The organism is Amycolatopsis tucumanensis (assembly GCF_021654135.1).
Taxonomy (GTDB): Bacteria; Actinomycetota; Actinomycetes; order Mycobacteriales; family Pseudonocardiaceae; genus Amycolatopsis_E; species Amycolatopsis_E tucumanensis.
Map to the genome: position 1 here is coordinate 1 of NZ_JAKGSD010000083.1, position 21,161 is coordinate 21,161.

At 69.5% G+C, this 21,161-nt stretch carries 16 protein-coding genes and 1 pseudogene; 5 read left to right on the forward strand and 12 right to left on the reverse strand.

Annotation, left to right across the window (positions count from 1 at the left end; all coding sequences use genetic code 11):
* Positions 1–106: pseudogene (locus L2C96_RS41555) on the forward strand (transposase); the annotation flags it as partial.
* A 272-nt stretch (positions 107–378) separates the two neighbouring features.
* Here L2C96_RS41555 and L2C96_RS41560 read toward each other — a convergent pair.
* Genes L2C96_RS41560 through L2C96_RS41570 form a run of 3 tightly spaced genes read right to left on the reverse strand, consistent with a single transcriptional unit; the run spans position 379 to position 3,956 of the window.
* Positions 379–1,278: an alpha/beta fold hydrolase gene (locus L2C96_RS41560; protein WP_110341406.1), complete on the reverse strand. Its 900-nt coding sequence runs from the start codon at positions 1,276–1,278 to the stop codon at positions 379–381.
* A gap of 15 nt (positions 1,279–1,293) precedes the next feature.
* The gene (locus L2C96_RS41565) at positions 1,294–2,364 is read right to left on the reverse strand and encodes a BtrH N-terminal domain-containing protein (RefSeq protein ID WP_110341408.1); all 1,071 of its coding nucleotides are present in this window, start codon (positions 2,362–2,364) and stop codon (positions 1,294–1,296) included.
* Entirely contained in the window at positions 2,361–3,956 is a 1,596-nt protein-coding gene (locus tag L2C96_RS41570) for an MFS transporter (RefSeq protein ID WP_110341594.1), read from the reverse strand. Before L2C96_RS41570 ends, L2C96_RS41565 begins: the two co-directional genes overlap by 4 nt.
* Positions 3,957–4,077: 121 nt before the next feature.
* On the opposite strand from L2C96_RS41570, the gene L2C96_RS41575 reads away from it, so the two are divergent.
* Complete coding sequence (locus tag L2C96_RS41575) at positions 4,078–4,725, forward strand: TetR/AcrR family transcriptional regulator (RefSeq protein ID WP_110341410.1); 648 nt, start codon at positions 4,078–4,080, stop codon at positions 4,723–4,725.
* A 355-nt stretch (positions 4,726–5,080) separates the two neighbouring features.
* Here the strand turns inward: L2C96_RS41575 and L2C96_RS41580 are convergent, their stop codons facing one another.
* From L2C96_RS41580 to L2C96_RS41615, 8 genes are read right to left on the reverse strand one after another with little or no spacing between them, the layout of a single operon-like run.
* Entirely contained in the window at positions 5,081–5,848 is a 768-nt protein-coding gene (locus L2C96_RS41580) for an enoyl-CoA hydratase/isomerase family protein (protein ID WP_110341412.1), read from the reverse strand.
* Positions 5,849–5,899: 51 nt separating this feature from the next.
* Complete coding sequence (locus L2C96_RS41585; RefSeq protein ID WP_110341414.1) at positions 5,900–6,628, reverse strand: PaaI family thioesterase; 729 nt, start codon at positions 6,626–6,628, stop codon at positions 5,900–5,902.
* A gap of 41 nt (positions 6,629–6,669) precedes the next feature.
* A complete protein-coding gene (locus tag L2C96_RS41590; protein WP_233519924.1) occupies positions 6,670–8,337 on the reverse strand; it encodes an AMP-binding protein in 1,668 nt (555 codons plus the stop codon).
* Positions 8,338–8,350: 13 nt separating this feature from the next.
* Entirely contained in the window at positions 8,351–10,132 is a 1,782-nt protein-coding gene (locus L2C96_RS41595; protein WP_110341417.1) for an acyclic terpene utilization AtuA family protein, read from the reverse strand.
* On the reverse strand, positions 10,129–10,941 hold the full coding sequence (locus L2C96_RS41600; RefSeq protein ID WP_110341419.1) for a TIGR03084 family metal-binding protein: 813 nt from the start codon (positions 10,939–10,941) through the stop codon (positions 10,129–10,131). The genes L2C96_RS41595 and L2C96_RS41600 overlap by 4 nt, the downstream gene beginning before the upstream one ends.
* The gene (locus tag L2C96_RS41605) at positions 10,941–12,947 is read right to left on the reverse strand and encodes an ATP-binding protein (RefSeq protein ID WP_110341421.1); all 2,007 of its coding nucleotides are present in this window, start codon (positions 12,945–12,947) and stop codon (positions 10,941–10,943) included. The genes L2C96_RS41600 and L2C96_RS41605 overlap by 1 nt, the downstream gene beginning before the upstream one ends.
* Positions 12,947–14,545, reverse strand: a complete 1,599-nt coding sequence (locus tag L2C96_RS41610) for an acyl-CoA carboxylase subunit beta (RefSeq protein ID WP_009156887.1) — start codon at positions 14,543–14,545, stop codon at positions 12,947–12,949. The genes L2C96_RS41605 and L2C96_RS41610 overlap by 1 nt, the downstream gene beginning before the upstream one ends.
* A gap of 33 nt (positions 14,546–14,578) precedes the next feature.
* Positions 14,579–15,733: an acyl-CoA dehydrogenase family protein gene (locus L2C96_RS41615; protein ID WP_110341423.1), complete on the reverse strand. Its 1,155-nt coding sequence runs from the start codon at positions 15,731–15,733 to the stop codon at positions 14,579–14,581.
* Positions 15,734–16,428: 695 nt separating this feature from the next.
* Between L2C96_RS41615 and L2C96_RS41620 the strand changes: the two genes are divergently transcribed.
* From L2C96_RS41620 to L2C96_RS41630, 3 genes are read left to right on the forward strand one after another with little or no spacing between them, the layout of a single operon-like run.
* The gene (locus L2C96_RS41620) at positions 16,429–17,526 is read left to right on the forward strand and encodes a thiolase family protein (protein WP_198285911.1); all 1,098 of its coding nucleotides are present in this window, start codon (positions 16,429–16,431) and stop codon (positions 17,524–17,526) included.
* Positions 17,523–17,933, forward strand: coding sequence for a Zn-ribbon domain-containing OB-fold protein (locus tag L2C96_RS41625; protein WP_009156890.1), 411 nt, complete (start codon positions 17,523–17,525; stop codon positions 17,931–17,933). Before L2C96_RS41620 ends, L2C96_RS41625 begins: the two co-directional genes overlap by 4 nt.
* A complete protein-coding gene (locus L2C96_RS41630) occupies positions 17,930–18,928 on the forward strand; it encodes an FAS1-like dehydratase domain-containing protein (RefSeq protein ID WP_110341425.1) in 999 nt (332 codons plus the stop codon). The genes L2C96_RS41625 and L2C96_RS41630 overlap by 4 nt, the downstream gene beginning before the upstream one ends.
* 464 nt (positions 18,929–19,392) lie before the next feature.
* On the opposite strand, the gene L2C96_RS41635 is transcribed toward L2C96_RS41630, so the two are convergent.
* On the reverse strand, positions 19,393–19,983 hold the full coding sequence (locus tag L2C96_RS41635; protein WP_009156892.1) for a TetR/AcrR family transcriptional regulator: 591 nt from the start codon (positions 19,981–19,983) through the stop codon (positions 19,393–19,395).
* Positions 19,984–21,161 lie beyond the last annotated feature (1,178 nt).

Sequence of the window (21,161 nt, forward strand, 5' to 3'; positions counted from 1 at the left end):
GGTCATCTGCACCACGAACGCGATCGAGTCGATCAACGCCCGCTACCGGCGGGCAATCAAGGCCCGCGGTCATTTCCCCTCCGACGCCGCGGCGCTGAAGTGCCTGGAAAGCGCCGTTAAACGCGTTCGCGATCACCTTCCCCGGACGCCTCGACCCGACCACCAACGAGAACCAAGATCAGATCCACCGTTCATCTGACAGACCCGACAACGCACCACCGGGCCCGAGTAACCGAGCTGGGTGGCGATGGCGGGGCGATGGCGTTCGTCGGCCAGCCGACGTTCCCCTCACGGGAGCTGCGGAACAGGTCAATCCGGTAGCGGCAGAAGGCCAGGTGATCAAGGCCGGAGGAACGGTGTCGGCCGCTGTCCCGGTATTCATGTCCCTGGCCCGCTCCGCTTTCTCGATTCGGCGCGTGGAAGGGGGAGGAGGTGGTTGAGGAAGTCGATCAGGTGGTTGGTGAAGATGTCGTTGTCGTCGCCGGCGACCATGTGTGCGGTGTTGGTGACGGTGGCGGTGTGGGCGGTGGGGATGTGGTGGAGAAGGTGGTCGACGGAGTCGTGGTTGACGATGTCGGATAGTTCGCCGCGGATGAGCAGGGTGGGGATGGTGATCTGTTGGGCGGCGGTGTCCATGCGGGTGGTGAGGTCGGTGAGGGCGGAGGTGTCGCTGATGAACTGGAGCAGTTGCGGGTCCCAGTGCCAGCGCCAGCGGCCGTCGCGGTGTTGGCGGAGGTTCTTGCGGAGTCCGTGGGTGGTGGCGGGGCGGGTTCGGTGGGGGTTGTAGGCGGCGATCGCGGCGGCGGCCTCGTCCAGGGTGGCGAAGCCGTCGCGGTGGCGGGTCATAAAATCGAGGATGCGGGCGGCGCCGGCGGGATTGATCTGGGGCGCGATGTCGACGAGTACGAGGGCGCGGGCGATGGTGTGGTCGGCGTGGGCGAGCAGTGCGGTGATACCGCCCATGGAGGCGCCGATGAGCACGGGGGTGTCGTTGAGGGTGCCGGCGATGTGGACGAGGTCGTCCACGAGGTGATCGACGGTGTAGTCGTGGGGGTGTGCCCAGTCGCTGTCACCGTGTCCGCGGGCGTCGAGGGTGAGCGCGGTCCAGCCGTGCCCGGCGAGCCGGGCGGCGGTGTGGTGCCAGGAGTGGCGGGTTTGCCCGACGCCGTGGAGCAGGACGGCGGTGCCGCGCGATGGGGTGGCTGGTGGTGCGGTCCAGTGGTCACCAGCCAGGGTGAGGCCCGCGCGGCGGTAGGTGAGGGGTGTGGGAGTGGTCACGGCGTCTCCGGGGCGTCAAGAGCTGAGTTCGCGGGCGAGGAGGTCGAGCAGATCGGCGCCTTGCTGTTCGAGTTCGGGGAGATGTTCCGCGGTGTCGGCGAGCGCGGTGACGCGGGTGGTGGTGGAGATGTCGGCGGTGGCGATGCGGGCGAGGCCGTGCCAGAGCTGGGTGAGCTGGGCGTAGAGGTCGGCGGCTTGTCCTGCTATGGGCAGGCCGGCGCGCTGGTTGAGGTAGTGCAGGTAGTCGGCTTGCAGCCGGCGGAACAGGCTGCCGCCGGTGCCGGCCTTGTCGATGAACGCGGCCAGCGCGGTGAGCACGGTATCCAGTTGCGTGGGGGTGAACACGTCGGGCCAGCGCCGCAGGTCGTCGACGAAGACGCTGATGCCGTCCAGGCCGGCGCCATGCACGAGGTCGGCCACCCCGTCGAGTTGACCGGCAGGCAGCAGTGACTGGGCATTTCGCAGAGCTCGAGCGGCAGCGTGGCAGGCGTCGGCGGCGGTGTCGGCCAGGGGCGGCAGCTGGGTGGGGTAGCGCAGCCGGTAGGTGGTGTGCCGGGTGGGTACGGGGAATCCGGTGGAGCTGCGGGCGCGGGCCAGCGCGTCGTAGGGGACGGGTTGGGGGTCGGCGCGGTCGTTGTCGACGACGGTAGCGGTACGGGTGTGGTCGTCGTAGCCGGTGATCACGATGTCGTGGCGGCTCATGCTCAGCCGCACCCGCAGATACGGGAGATGGGCGATGTCGGCCCAGCACAGCACCGGATACCCGTGGTCGAGTTCCTCGCGGACCCAGGCCCAGCCTTCGTCGGGATCATCGGTGGCATGCTGGGTGGCGGTGATCCCGAGACGGCGGGTGAACCCACCGGTGAGGTCGGGGCCCCGACCCACGAGGTAGATCGGCGGGCTCATGGCGGGATGGCGCAGGTAGCTGAACCCGAGTTCGCCGCCGAGCCCGAACACGGTGCCTTCATCCAGTGGCGTCTCGTCGTAGGACAGCCGGGCCCACTGCATCAGGTCGCGCAGCGCTCCTGACCCGCAATGCCCGGCCAGCTGGTGCGGGTAGTCGCTGATAACGCGTCGTCCGGTCACGAAGTACTCCTGTCCTGTTCGGCGACAAATGCAGAGTCGGTAGCGTCACTGCCGCAGGTTTCCGCAGGCTGCGACGGCCCGTCCACGCGGTGGCGTCCGGGAGCCCACGCCGTGAGCGCCACGGCCGTGACCGCGGTGAGCACGGCAAGGGCGCTGAGGGTGTCGTGGAACCCGTCGACGAAGGCGCGCCGCGCCGCGGCGGCAAGATCAGGTCCGGCGGGCGTGTCGCCGGCCAGCCGCAGCGCGGCGGCCAGCGAATCACTGGCCTGGGCGCGAGTTGCGGCGGGGAGGTGGGTGATCTGCGGGGCGAGATGGGTGCGGTAGCTGCTGGCGAGCAGGCTGCCGGCCAGCGCGATCCCCACCGCGGCACCGAGTTCCCGGGTGACGTCGTTGACCGCGGAGGCCACGCCCTGTTTGGCGCGGGGAACCCCGCGCACGATGGCGGCGGTGGCCGGTGTCGCGCAGATGCCCAGACCGAGCCCGAACACACCGAGGAACACCACCAGCCGCGGATAGTCCTCGTCCACCCCCAGCCCGCCGATCCCGACCAGCGCACCAGCCACCAGCGCCAGGCCGGCGCCGGTCATCACCCGCAACCCCACCCGCTCGCTCACCCACGGTGCGAGCACCGCGGCCACGACCAGCGGAACGGCCACCGGCGCCAACGCCAGCCCCGCCCGCAGCGGCGAGTAGCCCCACACCAGCTGCAGATGCTGCATCAGCAGGAAGAACACCCCGAACGCGGCCAGGAACTGCACCACCAGCGACACCGCGCCAGCACCGAACCCGCGGTCGCCGAACAACCCGACCTGCAGCAACGGTGCCGCCCGTCGTCGTTCGACGAGCACGAACCCGGCCCCCGCCAGCACCCCACCACCGAGCGAGGCGACCACCAGCGCACTGTCCCAGCCGTGATCGGGAGCCTCGATCACCCCGAACACCACCAACCCCACCGCCGCCGCCGACAGCACCGCCCCCGGCACATCCAGCCCGGGCGCCGCGGGCTCACGCGACGACGGCACGAACCAGCCACCCACCACCAGCAGCAGCGCCAACACCGCTGTGGCCACGAACACCGCCTGCCACGACCAGACCGCCAACAACGCGCCGGCCCCGAGAATGCCCAGCACCGCACCCGCCCCGGCAAAACCCGCCCACACTCCCACCGCACGCGCGGCCTGCCGGGCAGGGAACTCCGCGGTCAGCAGGGACAACGTCGCCGGCATCACCAGCGCCGCCCCCAACCCCGCGACCGCCCGGCACACAATCACCCCTGTCGGCGTGTCCATCACCAGCGGCAGCGCCGAACCCACCGCGAACACGACCAGTCCAGCCAATAGCACACCGCGCCGCCCGAGACGGTCCCCCACCGCGCCCGCCGGCAACAGAACGCCCGCCAACACCAACGTGTAGGCATCCACAATCCACGTCGCCTGCGTCTGACTCGCCCCGATATCCGCAGCCAGCTCCGGCAACGCCGTGGTCAGCGACGCCACCCCGGCCATCACCAACGCCACGGCCAGACACGACACCGCCAGCGTCCAGCCACGGCGCGCCCCGCCCGCTTCCCCGGCCGACTCCGCCACACGCATCACCCGCAAGACTCGAACATTTGTGAACCGACAGTATCGGACCTAGACTGACGGTTTCACAAGTCCGGCTGTCGTTAGGCTTGCTCGCGCCCGCGCCGCCCTCCGGATACGCAGGAGATCGATGTCCACCGCCGCCCCCACACCCAGCACCCCGGACGAAGACCCGCGGCTGGCACGCTCCCGCGCACGGCTGCTCGACGCCGCCACCCACCTACTGGCCGAAGGCGGCATCGACGCGGTCACCATCGACGCGGTCACCCGCACCGCCGGCATCGCCCGCGCCACCCTCTACCGCCACTTCGGCACCGGCACCGAACTGCTCGCCGCCGCCTTCGAACGCCTGCTGCCCCCCGTCGCACCCGCACCCGCCCACGGCCCCCTACGCGAACGGCTGCTCACGCTGCTGACCAACCAAGCCCACCTCATTGACCACGCCCCCCTGCAACTGACCGTGCTGTCCTGGCTCGGCATGAGCATCGCACCAACACCCTCGACCCCCACCCAGAGCGACCGGCCACACCTGCACACCCTGCGCCGCCGCATCATCGAGCAATACCGCCAACCCTTCGACGCCGTCCTCACCAGCGACGCCGCCCACAACACACTCCGCCCCGGCACCGACACCACCACCGCCCTCGCCCAACTCATCGGCCCCCTCATCTTCAACCGCCTCGTCACCGGCACCCCCAACGACGAACAGTTCTGCGCACACCTTGTCGACAACTTCCTCACCAGCCACACGCCGCCAACCCACACGGGCGACCGCTGACGACCCGCCACCACTGAGCACAGGCTCAGCTGAGGCGCACCCCCGCCCTCGCTCTGACACCGACAACGGTTGGAGTGCCCCCACAGCCTCAGCACGCCCTCCCCCGTGCCGTGGATCGCACCGGCCTGAGCGCGCGGCCGGCGAGCCGGGCACGCTTCGATCAAGGCTCTGGTGTGGCCCGCGCGCTTGAGCACACCGTCCGGGTGGCCCCACAGCGGGAAGACAAGGACAGGCCGTGGCCGCAATCCGGTGTGGGGCCGCCCGCCCCGCTAGTTGACGACGCACGCTGTCCGACCTACCCGGTGTGGGTCGGATCCCGTGGTGCCAGTCGCCGGGTCTGCGCGGGCGCAATCGGCTACCTGCCGCGCCACACCGGCTTGCGCTTCTCGCGGAAGGCGCGCGGTCCCTCTTGCGCGTCCTCACTCAGGTAGACGGGCTCCCATATCCGGTCAGCCTCGTCCAGCGCGTCGTGCCACCCGCGGTCGGCGGCCGCGTACACCATCGCCTTCGCGGCGAGCACGGACAGCGGCGCGTTCGCCGCGATGCGTTTCGCCAGGCGCTGCGTCGCCTTCCGGAGCTCCCCGGCCGGGACCACCTCGTTGACCAGACCGATCTGGTGGGCCCGCGCGGCATCGATGGGCTCCCCGGTCAGCAGGATCTGCAGTGCCACGCGCGGCGGAATGAGCCACGGCAGCGGCGCGGCCCACGGAGCACCCCGGCCCACCTTGACCTCCGTGACCGCGAACCGGGCGTGCTCGGCGGCCACGACCAGGTCGCACATCTGGGCAAGCAGGAAACCACCGGCGTAGGCCACCCCGTTGACCGCCGCGATGGTGGGCTTGTCGACCTTGACGTTGCGGCCGAGGTGCGGAACGAAGTCCGCTGGCGGCACAGTCAACTCCGTGTCGGCCATCTCCTTGAGGTCTCCCCCGGCGCAGAAAGCAGCGTCACCGGCGCCGGTGAGCACCAGCACCTTCGCGTCGCGATCGGCGTTGAAGGCGTCGAACGCCTCGAACAGCGCGGACCGAACCTTCGAATTGAGCGCGTTGCGCGCCTCCGGCCGGTTGATCGTCACCCAGGCCACCTCGTCGACGAGCTCATAGGCGAGCGCCCGCGTTGTCATCTCCGTTCACCCTCCTAGTTCGGGAAACCGACGGTCACGGTCCGGACGCGCTCAGGCGTGGGCATCGCTGGTCCGACCTGTCCGCTCACTCAGCCACTGGTGGAAGCGGGCGTAGTGACGTTCCGGATCGCGCTCGACGAAACGACCCCGCGCGGTCGCGAGGACCATGTTCGGCCCAGGCAGGAGCAGCTCCGCGGCAATGGTCCACCATCCGCGCTCGTCTCGGTTCTCCGACCACGCTCGGATGTCGAGGTCGTGCTCGATGGGGACCGGGCGGCGAAACGACACCTGCATGTCCGCCGTGACCGCGAGCACGGAGGCGGACCACGGCACCACACCGCACACCTCGTCGAAGGCCGCCATGACCGACCCGCCATGCGCGACGCCACCGGCACCCTCATGCTCGGCGCCCAGCCGAAACCGCCCGACCACGCTACCGTCGTCCCGCGTTTCGACCGCCTCGATTCCCAGTCGGCAGCGCCCCGCCTGCCGACAACCAGCGCACAGTGACGCCGAACCGCCGCCCACCGCGGGAAAGCCACTCAGCGGCCCCGTGGGAATGCCCGATCCCGAACGCTGCCCATCTTCCCTTTCACCGGTCATTCGCTCGTTCCCCTGCACGCCCGTTTCGACTCCGAACAAGCAAGACGTTATCAGCCATTTACAACCCGCCGGCTCGGCATCGCCAACATCACACGCCGTTGGCTCGCCAACCTCGTTGCGCCGGCGGGAGTCGCCCTTCTGCCACGCGCCGCGGCGCGCCGCGATGATGTGCGCCATACCTCTAGGTTAATGTCAACTCACTAGTACCCGCCGGTAGGTCATCCGTGGTACAGGGTCTGGTGCTCGGCCCGGATCTTGTACTTGAGCACCTTGCCGCCGACGGTTTCGGGCAACGCGTCGGTGACCACGATTCGTTTGGGTGTTTCGAACCCGGCCAGACGGGAGCGGCAGAACTCGGTGACCTCCTCCTCGGTGACCGTCTGGCCGTCGGTGGGCACCACGAACGCGGTCACCGCCTCACCCCACCGCTCGTGGGGCAGGCCGACTACTGCGGCCTTGGCCACCGCGGGGTGTTGGTGCAGTACCGACTCGACGCGCAGGCTGGAGACGTTCTCCCCGCCGGTCTTGACGATGTCCTTGTACCGGTCGAGCATGACGCGCAGGCCGTCGGCGTCGTCGCGGCAACTGTCCCCGGAGTGGAACCAGCCGTCCTGGAACGCTTCCTTGGTCGCCGCCTCGTTGCGGTAGTAGCCGGCGGTCACTACGGGCGAGCGGTAGACCACCTCGCCGGGCGTACCTGGCTTGTCCGTCAAGTCGTGGCCCTGTTCGTCTACGATCTTCGCGGCCAGCAGCGGGCTGGGGAGTCCGACGTAGTTCTGTTCGGGCGCGGTCCGCAGGAAGGTGTCCCGCCACTGGTCCACCCAGAAGCGGTGACACGCGATCGCCTCCGTCTGCCCCAGGATCTCCATGGGCTGCAGTTCCTCGCCGCACAGCCGCTTGAGCTGGGCCACAGTGCCCGGCGGCAGCGCGGCCCAGCCGTAGACCAGCACGCGCAGCGATCGAGCGTCGTAGCGGACCGGGTCGGTCGACAGCGCGTCGACCAGTGCGTTGACCATCGCGGGCGAGCCAGCCCACAGAGCTGTGACGGACTCGCGGGTGATCGCTTCGGCGATCTGCTGGGCGTCGGGACGCCGGCCGAGCACCATTGTCCCACCGGTCAGGAACGTCGAGAGCATCAGTTGGTCGCCGATGTGGTAGACGATGGGCAGGAACGTGCCCAGTACCAGGTCGGACTCGAATCGCAGGCCGCGGCTGAACGGTAACGCGAAGCTGTACGCGGCGAGGTAGCTGTAGTGGTGTGACAGCATCACGCCCTTGGGCATGGACGTGGTGCCCGAGGTGGACAGGATCTGCCAGATGTCGTCACCGTGGATCGCGACGTCGGGCTCGTCGGCCGGCGCGCCGTCGAGGAAGGAGGTCCAGCTCAGCACACCCTCGGGCACGTTCCCGCCGATCGGGAGAACGATCGGGGTCAGCCCGGCGGCGGTGACGGGGCCCTCGGCGACCGGCCAGAACTCGGCATCGACGAAGGCGAACCGGGCCTCGACGTGCTCGATGAGGTAACTGACGACGTCTGGTGCGAGCGACGGGTTGACCGGCGCGCACACCAGGCCCGCCTTGGCGATGCCCAGCTTGGTGACCAGCGCCTCGACCGAGTTCTCGCAGAACAGCGACACCCGCTCGCCCGCGTGCAGGCCCTGCGCGGCGAGCGCGTTCGCCACCCGGTTGGCCAGCTCGTCGACATCGCGGTAGGTCAGCCTGCGGTGCTCGGGATAGGCGTAGGCTCCGTCGCGGCCCACCACCGCCGCCTTGTCGGGGCGGCTCCAGATCAGCCGCTCGCACAGATCGCCGACGCTGACCCGGTTCCAGCGTTGGGTTTCGTGGCGGCCGCGAAGACTGGTCACGTCGATGGGACCTGACAACATGGTCATCCTCCTGTCAGCACGGCGGTGCGTCCTCCTCGAGTACGGTGATGGGGATCGGCACGTGGCGGGAGCGCAGGTACTCGCCGAGCCCCTTCGCCTGTGGGTCGGGCCGTACCGAGGCGGCCACGCCCTCGCCGAGCAGGCCGACCAGCACGAAGTTCAGCGCCCGCAGGTTCGGCAGCTCGTGGCGGTGGATGGTCAGCGGCGAAGCCTCGGGGATCAGGGTCCGCAGCCGGTCGACGGTGAGGTAGTCGCGTAGCCAGGCGTACGCGGTGTCGGTGCGGACCCATACGCCGACGTTGGCGTTGCCGCCCTTGTCACCCGACCGCGCCGCGCAGACCCGCCCCAGTGGGACTATCCGGGTGGGTGCCTGCACTGTCACCGTGGATGGATCGGGCGGGGGGACGCGCTGGCCGGTGGCTGGGGCGTGCTCGCCGCGGACGATCGTTCGGGTCGTGCCGTCGGGGAGCACAACCCGTTGTTCGATCAGGTCGGCGGGGATGAGGGTGGGCCAGTACACGCCGTAGGCGCTCTCGGCGGTGGGCGGGGTCGTGGTATGCAGCCCGGCGGGCCCGGCGAGGATGACCTCCATGGCCGCGCCGGAGAAGGCCCGCCCGACCTTGCGCGCGTCCGGGTCTTTGACGGTGATCCGCAGGTGGGCGGTGGCTTCCTCGTTGGTCGGGGCATCGTCGGTGTCGAACCGCATCAGGCGCACGTCGGTTTCGGCGAAGGTGTCCTTGCCGCCGAGGATGTCGAACAGCAGTCCTTCGGTCCAGGCGGCCTTGTCCTCGATGTCGAGGCCGGTCAGGACGAACGTCATGGTGTTGCGGTAGCCGCCGACGTAGTTCATGGCGACCTTCGCCCTGTCCGGCGGCGCGCTGCCTCGCACGTCCGACACGCTGATGCGGTCGGGCCGCTGTTGGGTCAGGGTGATGGTGTCGAAGTGCGCTACCACGTCGGGGTTGGGGTAGGCGGGTTCGGCGATCTCGTATAGCAGCTGGGCGGTGACCGTGCCCACCGACACCATGCCTCCGGTATTCGGATGCTTGGTGATGACGCTGGACCCGTCGGCGGCGATTTCGGCGATGGGGAAGCCGGGATAGCGGCGGTCGGTCACCTCGTGCGGCCAGGAGTAGTTGCCGCCGGTCGCCTGGGGGCCGCACTCGATGATGTGCCCGGCGACGACCGCGCCAGCCAGGACATCGTAGTCGGTCCGGGCCCAGCCGTGCCACCACGCGGCCGGGCCGGTGACCAGGGAGGCGTCGGTGACCCGGGGGCACACGACGATGTCGGCGCCAGCGGCCAGGGCTTCGGTGATACCCCAGCCGCCCAGGTAGGCGTTGGCCGTGACGGGTTTGACGCCGGCGTCGGCGAGGGGCTTGCCGGTGTCCAGGTGCGCCAGCGAGTGCCCCTGGTCGAGGAGGTCGTCGATCCTGTTCGTGAGGTCGTCGCCCTCGATATAGGCGATCCGCGGTGACAGTCCGAGGCGCTCGGCCAGCTCGGTGAGCCGCTCGGCGAGGCCGGCCGGGTTCAATCCGCCCGCGTTGGTCACTACCCGGATCCCGCGGTCGAGGCAGGTGCCCAGCACCTGCTCCATCTGCGTGACAAACGTCTGGGCATACCCGGCGCCGGGATCCTTCTGCTTGGCTTTCCACAGGATCAACATGGTGAGCTCGGCCAGGTAGTCGCCGGTGAGCACGTCGACCGGGCCGCCGTCGACCATCTCCCTGGCCGCGGCGACGCGGTCGCCGTAGAAGCCGGAACAGTTGCCGATCCGCACGGCACGGGAATTCATCGGACCGTCTTCTCCTTCCTGGCGAACTCACCTGGCGCACGCCCCGGCCCCGGTGGGCCGGCGAAGGCCTGGGCGATGGACATCCACTCGGCCGCCACCGGCCCGCTGATCTTCAGCGCGGTGTCGGCGACGTGCCGCCGCTGGGTCACGACGAGGCAGAAGTCCAACGCGGGCCCGGACACGATGTCCCGCGCTCGCGGCGGCCCCCACGTCCAGGTCGCACCATCGGGACTCGACAGGTCGACGCGGACCGGGTCGGCGGGAACCGGCTTCCCGTGCCGCCCGAACGCGAACCCAAAGGTGCGCACCCCCAGATGTGCGATGTGCCGCAACCGCGCGGTCGGAGTGCGCTCGACACCGAGGGCGTCGGCGATGTCCTGGCCGTGCGCCCACGTCTCCATCAGCCGGGCTGTGATCGAGGACGCGAGGCTCATCTCCGGCCCATACCACGGCACCCGGAGCTTCGGGTCCAGTCCGGACGCCGTGTCGACCAGGCGCCGGCGCGCGTCGCGGAACCAGGTCGACAGCTCCGCCGGCGGCAGCCCCCGATGCCGCTGGGCTACCTCGTCGGCGAACGCCGGGTTTCGCGACACCTGCTTGGCCTCCACCGCGCGGAAGCGGTCGGGATCGACTGCGGCCCGAGTGGCCGCCTCGTCGAAGTAGGCCAGATGGCTGACCTGGTCGCGGATCGCCCACCCCGGCGCGGGGGTCGGCGCGTCCCAGGTGGCGTGGCTCAGCCCGGTCAGCATGTCCTCGACCACTCGGGTTTCGGCCTGGAGGTCGGCGAGCAACTCGGCGAAGGCGACCATCAATCCATCCGTTCCTCGACGACCGCGAGCACCGAGCCCGTATCGACGGCCTGTCCCATCGCGACGTTCACCGAGGCGACCGTGCCGTCATGGGGGGCCGCCACCGTGTGCTCCATCTTCATGGCCTCCAGCACGAGGATCGGGGTACCGGCCGTGACCTCCTGCCCGAGCTCGACCGCCACGCGCACGACCGTCCCCGGCATCGGCGCGAGCAGCGACCCCGGTTCCCGGACCGCGGTGGGGTCGGGAAACCGGGCCTTCTCGGTGAGCCGGGTGCTTTCCAGCGCGCTGTCGACGTAGGCTTCGTCGCCGTAGCGGCTCACCGACATCGCGCACCGAGTACCGCCGACGGCGATGTCCACTCGGTCCGGCGCCAGCGTGAAGGCGTGGACGGCGCCCAGCGCCTGCCCGGCCACGCTCCCGGTCACCTCACCGTCCCGGATCCGGTACGTCACGTCGATGTCCTCGCCGTCGGCGACGAAGGCCACCCGCTGCGGGCCGTTGTCCACGTTGCGCCAGCCGGATGGGACGGTGGCCAGCGCCCGTGCCCTCGCCCTGCGTTCGGCCTGTCCGGCCAGCGCCGCCGCGAGCGCATGCGTCGACACTGCCTGCGGGTCACGCCAGCAGCGTTCCACCTCGACCGGGTCGTGCCTGCTCAGGTAGCCAGTGTCGATCGCGCCCGAGCGGAACTCGTCCTCGCGCAGGATGCCGATGAGCAAGTCCCGGTTGGTGACGACACCGTGCAATCTGCTGTCCGCGAGGGTCCGGGCCAGTGTCCGGATCGCTTCGTCTCGGGTGCGGCCGTGCGCGATCACTTTCGCCAGCATGGGGTCGTAGTGCGGGCTCACCACGGAACCGTCCGCCACGCCCGCGTCGACCCGGACACCGGGCAGGCGGGGAATGTCGAAGCGGTGCAGCGTGCCGGTGGCGGGTAGGAAACCGGCGGCGGTGTCCTCGGCGTACAGCCGGGCCTCCACGGCGTGTCCGGAGATGGTCGCCTCCAGCGCCTCCTGCGGCAACGGCGCGCCCTCAGCGACAAGGAGCTGCAGCCGCACCAGGTCCAGTCCGGTCACCAGCTCGGTCACCGGATGCTCCACCTGCAGCCGGGTGTTGACCTCGAGGAAGTAGAACTGGCCGCTGGAATCGAGGACGAACTCGACGGTGCCGGCGCCGACGTAGCCGATCGCCTTGCCGGCGGCGACGGCGGCCTGGCCCAGTTCGGCGCGCAGCCGATCGTCGACCGCGGGGGACGGCGCCTCTTCGAGGATCTTCTGGTAGCGCCGCTGGATGGAGCATTCGCGCTCGAACAGGTCCACCACGGTGCCGTGCCGGTCGCCGAAGATCTGCACCTCGATGTGGCGGGGAGAGTCGACGTAGCGTTCGAGGAACACGGTCGCGTTGCCGAACGCCGAGGCGGCCTCGCGCCTGGCGGAGGTGACCGCGTCGGCCAGCCCGGCTTTGGCCTCGACCACCCGCATGCCGCGGCCGCCACCGCCGTAGGCGGCCTTGACCAGGACGGGGTAGCCGATCTCGGCGGCCACCTGAGCCTCGAGCGAGCGCGGGTCGACCTCCTCGTCGTCGATCACGATTCCGGGCAGCACCGGCACACCCGCGTGGGCCATGAGTTCCTTGGCCGCGGTCTTCGAGCCCATCGCCTCGATCGCGGCCGGCGGCGGCCCGACGAACACCAGTCCCGCGTCCTCGCACGCTCTGGCGAACCCCGCGTTCTCCGACAGGAAGCCATAGCCGGGATGAACGGCGTCCGCCCCGGTCCGCCGGGCCGCGTCCAGCAGCAGGTCGGCACGCAGATACGTGTCGGCCGGCGCCACGCCCGGCAGATGCACGGACTGATCGGCCTCCGCGACGAAGGGGGCGTGCGCGTCCGCGTCGGAGAACACCGCCACCGTGCCGATGTCGAGCTCACGGGCCGTGCGCATCACCCGGGAGGCGATCTCACCCCGGTTGGCCACCAGCAGCTTGTTGATCCTGGACACCGTCGACTCCATCACATCCGGAACACGCCGAAACCGCGCCGTCCCGCCACCTCCTGGGAATGCGCCGCGGACAACGCGATACCCAGCACCGTGCGGGTCTGCCGCGGGTCGATCACCCCGTCGTCGTAGAGCCGGGCGGACATGAAGAAGGCATGCGACTCGCGCTCGATCTGCGCCTCGATGGCGCGCCGCTGCTTCTCGTCGGCCTCGACGTCGAACGGCTTGCCCGCGGCTTCGGCGGCCTGACGGCCCACGATCGAGAGCACGCCCGCCAGTTGCTGCGGCCCCATCACCGCGCACTTGGCGTTGACCCAGCTGAAGACGAAGCGGGGATCGTAGGCACGGCCCGACATGCCGTAGTTGCCCGCTCCGAACGACGCCCCGATGTTAATCGTGATGTGCGGGACCGTGCTGTTGGTCACCGCGTTGATCATCTTGGCGCCGTCCTTGATGATCCCCCCCTGCTCGTACCGGGTGCCGACCATGTAGCCAGTGGTGTTCTGCAGGAAGATCAACGGAGTGCTGGACTGGTTCGCCAGCAGGATGAACTCGCTGGCCTTCTCGGACTCCTCGGAGAACAGCACGCCGCGCGCGTTGGCCAGGACCCCGACCGGATAACCGTGGATCGAGGCCCACCCGGTGACCAGGCTGGTGCCATAGCGCGCCTTGTACTCCCCGAACCGGGAACCATCCACAACCCTGGCCAGGACCTCCCGAGGGTCGAACGGCACCCGGAAGTCGGCCGAGGCGACACCAAGCAGCTCCTCCGGGTCGTAGCGCGGCTCATCAGGCAGCTCCGTCGGCGGCGGCCCCAACTTGCGCCAGTTGGTCTCGGCCACTATCTGCCTGCCGATCCGGATACAGTCCAGCTCGTCCACGGCGAAATGATCCGCCAGCCCGGACACCCGCGCGTGCATGTCCGCCCCACCGAGCTCCTCGTCGTCGGCCTCCTCCCCGGTGGCCATCTTCACCAGCGGCGGCCCACCGAGAAACACCTTCGCCTGGCGATCGACCAGCACAGCATAGTCACACATGCCCGGCACGTACGCCCCACCGGCGGTGGAGTTGCCGAACACCAGCGCGACGGTCGGCACCCCCATCGCGGACAGCTCGGTGAGGTCGTGGAAGATCTTGCCTGCGGGGACGAACAGCTCGGCCTGCGTCGGCAGGTCGGCACCCCCGGACTCGACCAGATTGATCACCGGCAACCGGTTGCGGCGCGCGATCTCCAGCGCTCGGAGCGTCTTGCGCAGCGAGTACGGGTTCATCGCCCCGCCGCGCACCGTCGGGTCGTGGGCGATGATCATACATTCGACGTCCGAGACGACGCCGACGCCGGTGACCACGCTGGCGCCCACCAGGAAGTCGGTGCCCCACGCGGCCAGCGGCGACAACTCGAGAAACGGCGCGTCGCGGTCAACCAGTAGCTCGATCCGCTCCCGCACCGGCAACCGTCCCCGCTTGCGATGCCGCTCGAGGTACTTCGGGCCGCCTCCCGCACGAACGATCTCCAGCTGCTCGTCGAGTTCGGCCAGCGCGGCGAGATTGGCCTTCCGGTTGAGCAGGTAGGTCTCGCTGGCCGTGTCGAGCGTTGATTTCAGCACCGGCATGCTTCTTCCCGCTTTCGATCGCGTCCGCGCCGGTCAGTACGACTTCGGCAGGCCCAGACCGTGCTGGGCCACGTAGTTGAGGATCATCTCCCGGCTGATCGGCGCGGTCCGCATCAACCGCAACGGCCCCCACAACGTGGCCAGCCCGTACTCGGTGGACATCCCGTTGCCGCCGTGGGTCTGAATCGCCTGGTCCAGCGCCGTCAATCCGGCCTCAGCGGCGGCGTACTTCGCCATGTTCGCCGCCTCACCAGACGCGGGGTCGCCCTCGTCGTGCAACCAGGCGGCCTGCCGGGTCATCAGCCGAGCCAGCTCGACCTGGATCTTGGCGTTCGCCAGCGGGTGGGCAACGCCCTGGTGCGACCCGATCGGCACCCCCCACACATTCCGCTCGCGGGCGTACTCGGACGCCTTGGTCAGGCCATAGCGCGCGATCCCGTTCGCCAGCGCCGCACCCATGATCCGCTCCGGGTTCAGCCCCATGAACACCTGCTTGAGGCCTTCCCCCTCAACGCCGATCAGGTTCTCCGCAGGCACCCGCACATCGTCGAAGAACAACGTGAACTGCGTCTCCGGCGCGGTGACCTCCACCGGGATCGCGGTTCGCTCCAGCCCCGGCGCGTCGGTCGGCACGATCAGCAGACTGAGCCTGCCACGTCCGGACGCGTCGGTACCCGTGCGGGTCACCACCAGGACGGCCTCCGCCTCGTCCACCCCCGAGATGTAGTACTTGGTTCCGCGCAGCACGTAGTCGCCGCCGTCCCGGGTCGCCGCTGTAGAAATGTTGTGTGAATTCGACCCGGCGTCCGGCTCGGTGATCGCGAACGCCATGATCGTCTCACCGCTGGCGATGCCGGGCAGCCACCGCTTGCGCTGCTCGTCCGTGCCATGCGCCTGAATGATCGTGCCGCAGATCGCCGGCGAGACCACCATCATCAACAGCGGACAGCCCGCAGCGGCGAGTTCCTCGCTCACCAGTTGCAGCTCGTAGACGCCACCCCCGCCGCCGCCATGGGCCTCATCGATGTTCACCCCGAGAAAGCCCTGCCGTCCCACGGCCTGCCAGAGTTCGGTGCTCTTCTGGCCCGACTTCGCCCGCTCCACGAAGTACTCGTGGCCGAACGAGGCGGCGAGCTTGGACACCGCCTCGCGAAGTGCGCGCTGCTCGTCGGTCTCCCGAAAGTCCACCTTGGCTCTCCTCCACTCCGATGCCCTTCGCCGCACGAAGCACCTCTTCAGCGCTCCCGCAAGTCGAATCGCACCGACAACCTGTCGGCGGACTCACCCACCGTCCGGACGCTTGACCAAATCTCGTGGCACCTCATGACGTTCCGGCCACACCCGGCGGCTGTGACACATCCGCCGAGTGTGCGCCATCACCTCTGAGCCTTCCCACGCTCCGTTAATCATGGTTAACATACTTGGAGAGAGGCGCCAACCACAACCCCCGCCGGCACGCGTGCCGCGCGCCGGTGGCAGTGGGCTGAGATGTCTAACACCAGCCGGGATCCCCGAACGCGCCGGTTGACAGGGATTGACAGAAGGAGAGGCGTGCGCGTCGAACAGCGAGAACCAATCACCAGACGAAGGGAACCCCGTCCCCAGGCGCCCCCTGGTGCCACTGTGGACGAATCCGAACCCAAGGACCGGCCAAGGAGCCGGGCGCGAAGGGCCAATCCTGACCGCCACCGTGACCCGGACACGGGCACTCCGAGTTCTCTTGTTGTTGACGATCCAAGGTGGTCCTGGCGATCACTGGGTCCTGGCCGAACCGGTGACATGCGAGGCGCACCATGAGGTCACCAGCACTGTCCGGCAGCCCCGCTATCGCGGCGGTCGAAGAGCTTCCGCCCGGGCGCTATCCTGACTACGACGGAGCGGCGATGCAGGAACTCGTCCTGCGCCACTTCGTGACCAACTCCGGGATCGGGCCGAACGCCGTGGACGGGCTGCTGGTCTGCCCTGCCGGCATGGCGGGCGGACAGGGCGCCGACGTCTTCAACCACGAGCGGATCAACGACGCGCTGGGCATCCGACCGCGGTTCTGCGAAACGATCAACGTGGGCGGCGCCACCTACACCGTCATGCTCACCCGCGCGGCGACGGCCATCAGGGCGGGGCTGGCGGACGCAGTGTTGTGCGTGGGCGCGGGCAAGTTCCCCAAGGTCGGCGCCGGCGGTGCCGACCTGATGGCCCGCATGATCAGCCACCCGGACTTCGAGTACCCCTACGGCAGCTTCATCCCCGCCCTCTACGCCCTGGCCGCCACCCGGCACATGGCTGAGCGGGGCACCCCGCGGGAAGCGCTGGCCGCGGTCGCGGTCACCAGCCGGGAGTGGGCGCTGCGCCACCCTGACGCGCTGATGCGACCGGCGGGCCCGCTGACCATCGAGCAGGTTCTCGACTCACGGCCGATCGCCTCGCCGTTTCACCTCCTGGACTGCTCGGTGCCGTGCGAAGGGGGCGCGGCGTTCCTGGTGATGCGCGGCGAGCTGGCACGTGAGCTCACCCAGCAGCCCGCCTACCTACTCGGCTTCGGGGAGCACCACGACCACGGCAACATCAGCCACGCCAGCGACTTCGCCACCATGGGCGCGGGCGTCTCGGCCCGCACCGCGTTCGCCATGGCTGGCCTCGCCCCGTCGGACGTGGACATCGCCCAGCTCTACGACGCCTTCAGCATCAACCCGATCCTGCTGTTGGAGGAGACCGGCCTCGCCGAGCCCGGCAAGGGTGGCCACTTCTACCTGAACGGTGCGGCCGCGCCGGACGGGGTCCTTCCGGTCAACACCTACGGCGGACTGCTGTCCTTCGGACACACTGGAGACGCCTCCGGTATGTCGATGCTGATCGAGGGCGCCCGCCAGGTGATGGGCCAGGCGGGAGACCGGCAGGTCGAGGCGGACATCGCCCTGGTCCACACCTACGGCGGAATGATGGCCGACCACTCCACCGTGCTCCTGGGAAGGACCGCACGATGACCACCACCGCACCCGTTCCCACCCTGTACGAGGACACCGCACCCTACTGGCGTGCGGCCGTCGAGGGCCGGTTCGCACTACCTCGGTGCCGCGCGTGCCGCAGGTTCCACCACCACCCGCGAGCATGGTGTCCCTACTGCTGGTGCACCGACCTCGAATGGGCGGAGCCCTCCGGCCGCGGCATCGTGCTGACCTACACGACCGTGCACCAGCCACCGTCCCCCGCGTTCACCGCACCCTACGTGCTGGCCGTGATCGAACTGGCGGAAGGACCTCGGATGATGGCCAACGTCGTCGACTGCGCCCCGGACACGGTCCGCGTTGGCACCCCGGTCCAGGTCACGTTCGAACCACGCGGAGACGTCGCGATCCCGCAGTTCCGGCCGCGGGAGGAGACACCCTCATGACCGTCAACTACGCCGACGCGCTCAACTACGTGGTCACCGGGTCGCACGCCGAAGCGCAGGCCTGGATCGGCCACGAGGTCACCACCGAGGCGCCGTTTCCGGTCAACGAAGCGCAGATCGCGTACTTCTGCGCCCTCGTCGAGGACGCCGACGAGAACCACTGGGACGCCGACGCCGCGGGGAGGCGGTACGGGGCGCTGATCTCGCCGCCCGGAATGCTCATGGTCTGGGCGTTCCCGCTGCCGTGGAACCCGTGGGGCAGACCGGAGCACGCGCCGATCCTCGCCCTCGACGTGCCGCTGCCCGGCACCACGCTGATCAACGTCTCCACCGACACCCGGTTCCTCGCCCCGATGCGAGTCGGCGACCGGCTCACCTTCAGCGAGCGCGTGGAGTCCGTCTCCGCGGAGAAGCACACCGCGCTGGGCGTGGGCCACTTTGTCACCACACGGTCCGCATGCCGGAACCAGGAAGGCACGCTGGTCGCCACCAACGACAACGTGCTCTTCCGCTACCGCGCCTCCGACGCCAAGCCGCCCACGCGGCAGGCTGCCCCGGCCGCGGCTGACCCGGCGGACGCGGTCGAGGTTCTCCCCGAGGTGCGGATGCCGGTGACAGTCACCCGGTGCGTGCTCGACGCCGCGGCCACCCGCGACTTCTTCCGCGGCCACCACGACCACGCCTACGCGCGAGAACAGGGCGCCCGCGACGTCTACCTCAACACCATGTTTCTCCACGGCTTCGTCGACCGCGTCGGCAAGGCCTGGGCGGGCCCGGACGCCTGGCTAGCGCGCAGGCGGCTGCAGATGATCGCGCCGGTCTGCGCCGGCGACACCCTGCGCACCGACGGCCGCGTGCTCTCCATCGACGACACAGCGCAGCCCCGCCAGGCGACGCTAGCGATCGACTGCCACACCGAGCACGGCCTGGCCGCCCGATCCACCCTCGTCTTCAACCTCGACCAGCTACCCGGTCACGTCACGACCAGCCGATGACACACCTCGTCTCCGACTCCCTGCTTGCCGCTACCGCGCCAACGGTCGCGGTAGTCTCAAACCGCGTGACGCGACCTGCTCGCCCGTCCGGGAACCACGCACCAGCCAAGTCACTTCTAGGCGTGGCCCCATGGCGGTGACCCCACCATCGGCGTTGGCCCGGTCCAGGTCCGCGGAAACCTCCCGCTGCCAGGCCAACGCCACCGACGCGACCGCACTGCGTTCGACCGTCAACACCAACTTCACGGAATCAAGCGTCCAGCCGCATCGAGTCCGGAGTGGACATCTCCGCGTACGTCGTCGAATTCGCCACCGGAGGCCCAGCGCCGGTTCCCAGCCGAGGGCGACACCGACCGACATGGCCACCGCACGACCCGCGGCCGCGCCACGCACTGGCCACGGCGAACCGGACCCATGGTTTGGTTGTGCTGGAGGCTTGCCGCAGGACGGCCTGTGTCCGGGGGTCAGCCGCCGTTGAGCACCGAGCGGGCGCATTCGGCGAGCAGTTCGCGCAGCCTCGGTTCGGGGAGACCGACGCGGTGGAACAGCGTCGACTGGATAGCACCGATGGCCGCGTGCACGATGGTGCGGGCCTCGGTATCGGTGAGTTCCGGGCGCAGCTCCATCAGGACGTGTACCCACTCTTCGAGGTAGAGCCGCTGCTTGCGGCGTAGCCGGCGGCGGTCTTCCTCGGGAAGATTATGGATCTCGTTGTGGTAGACCTGGGCCAGTTCCCGATCGCGCACCACGAATTCGACCTGGCCGGCAATCAACTTGTCCAGGGTTTCCCGAAGGTCGGCGGTGCCAGCTACGATGCCCTGCTCTTCACGCACCAGCCCGTCGATCACCCGGTCGAACAGCGCCACCAGCACGGCAGACTTGCTGTCGAAGTGCCGGTAGATGCCGGCGCCGGTGATGCCGGCCACGGCGCCGATGTCGGCCATGGACACGGCGTGGTAGCCGTGGCGGGCTACCAGGTCGGCGGCGGCGGCGAGGATGCGTTCCTTGCGCGCGGGATCACGGGTCCGCAGTGGTGCCTCGGCCTCGCTGCTCACTTGGAGCCCCTTCCTTCATCCCGTTGCTTGGCCGCCGTCGCGATGGGAACTTGTTCCCGCCACGCGGCCAGACAGGAGAATGCGACAGCGCGCATCCCAGGCGAGGGTGCGGCACCCATCAGCGCCCCGCTCCTCTTGAAGCGGGCTTGGCCGCGACGGCCACGAGTTCTTCCTGGGCGTCCCGGCAGCGATGCCTCGGGCTTCCCAGCTCTGCCTCGCCGTGGCGCAGGCGTCCCAGCGGGGACTCGGCCATCAGACGCATAGTTCCTCCTGGCGGCCAGCACGGACGGCGGTGCGTTCGCGAGGATGCGCTCGGCCGGTCGTTGCACCGCTCTCCGCGAGTCGGGGTGACGGCGCTACCGCGTTCAGCAGTCCAACCTGGTATGCCCGGCCAGCGTCAATTGGGTCGCAGATGAGCAGAAGCCGCATGGCTATGCGCGGCGAAACAAGGCGGGGCAGCGGCACGACCCACGGTTTGTACCCCTGACCACCTTGACCCCGGTGACCGCGAACCGTGCGGTGTCGGCGGCCACGCACAGGTCGCAGCACTGCGCGAGCACGAACCCACCAGGGTTCGCGACGACGTTGCCCGGCGGCGATCGTCGGCGTGGCCACCTCGATGTCGCCGCCGTACTGGGACACGAAGTCAAGTGGTAGCACGGTAAGCGCGGTATCGGCCAGTTCCTTCCGGCTGCTACCGGCGCGGACTGCCCGGCCGCCCACGCCGGCCAGCACCAGCACGTTCGCATCACCGTCGAACCTGTACACGCCCGCACACGGCCAACCGCGCCCTGCCTCGTTCAACACGATGCGGGGTTTCCGGCGGTTGATGGTCAACCAAGCCACTGGCCCACTTTGTGGGTAGCTCACCTCGATCGCCGATGCCCCATCACTGTGTCGATCGTGTGACGGGTCGCGGAGCGGGCGGCGAGGTCGCGGAGGATTCATGCCGGCGTGCAGGCGGACCGACACGCCCGCGTTGTCGGACTCCGCCGGGTCGACCGCAGGCCGTCCCGGTACGGATACGCGGCGACGGGCGACTGCCCTGGGACCGGACGTCAGATCCAGCGGCGTCTCATGCCTCGCCCGTGCCAGCGGCCGACCTCGACGGTGAGGCCGATCGGCGGCCGCGGCGACATCGTGGGTGCGGGGGCGCCCGGTCGTGTACCGCCGACGCC

Coding starts and splice junctions, on each gene's coding strand:
- L2C96_RS41620 (WP_198285911.1), top strand. CDS start 16,429: ATGCAGGAACTCGTCCTGCGCCACTTCGTGACCAACTCCGGGATCGGG.
- L2C96_RS41605 (WP_110341421.1), bottom strand. CDS start 12,947: ATGGAGTCGACGGTGTCCAGGATCAACAAGCTGCTGGTGGCCAACCGG.
- L2C96_RS41595 (WP_110341417.1), bottom strand. CDS start 10,132: ATGAATTCCCGTGCCGTGCGGATCGGCAACTGTTCCGGCTTCTACGGC.
- L2C96_RS41625 (WP_009156890.1), top strand. CDS start 17,523: ATGACCACCACCGCACCCGTTCCCACCCTGTACGAGGACACCGCACCC.
- L2C96_RS41585 (WP_110341414.1), bottom strand. CDS start 6,628: ATGGCGCACATCATCGCGGCGCGCCGCGGCGCGTGGCAGAAGGGCGAC.
- L2C96_RS41575 (WP_110341410.1), top strand. CDS start 4,078: ATGTCCACCGCCGCCCCCACACCCAGCACCCCGGACGAAGACCCGCGG.
- L2C96_RS41630 (WP_110341425.1), top strand. CDS start 17,930: ATGACCGTCAACTACGCCGACGCGCTCAACTACGTGGTCACCGGGTCG.
- L2C96_RS41580 (WP_110341412.1), bottom strand. CDS start 5,848: ATGACAACGCGGGCGCTCGCCTATGAGCTCGTCGACGAGGTGGCCTGG.
- L2C96_RS41590 (WP_233519924.1), bottom strand. CDS start 8,337: ATGTTGTCAGGTCCCATCGACGTGACCAGTCTTCGCGGCCGCCACGAA.
- L2C96_RS41570 (WP_110341594.1), bottom strand. CDS start 3,956: ATGCGTGTGGCGGAGTCGGCCGGGGAAGCGGGCGGGGCGCGCCGTGGC.
- L2C96_RS41600 (WP_110341419.1), bottom strand. CDS start 10,941: ATGGTCGCCTTCGCCGAGTTGCTCGCCGACCTCCAGGCCGAAACCCGA.
- L2C96_RS41610 (WP_009156887.1), bottom strand. CDS start 14,545: ATGCCGGTGCTGAAATCAACGCTCGACACGGCCAGCGAGACCTACCTG.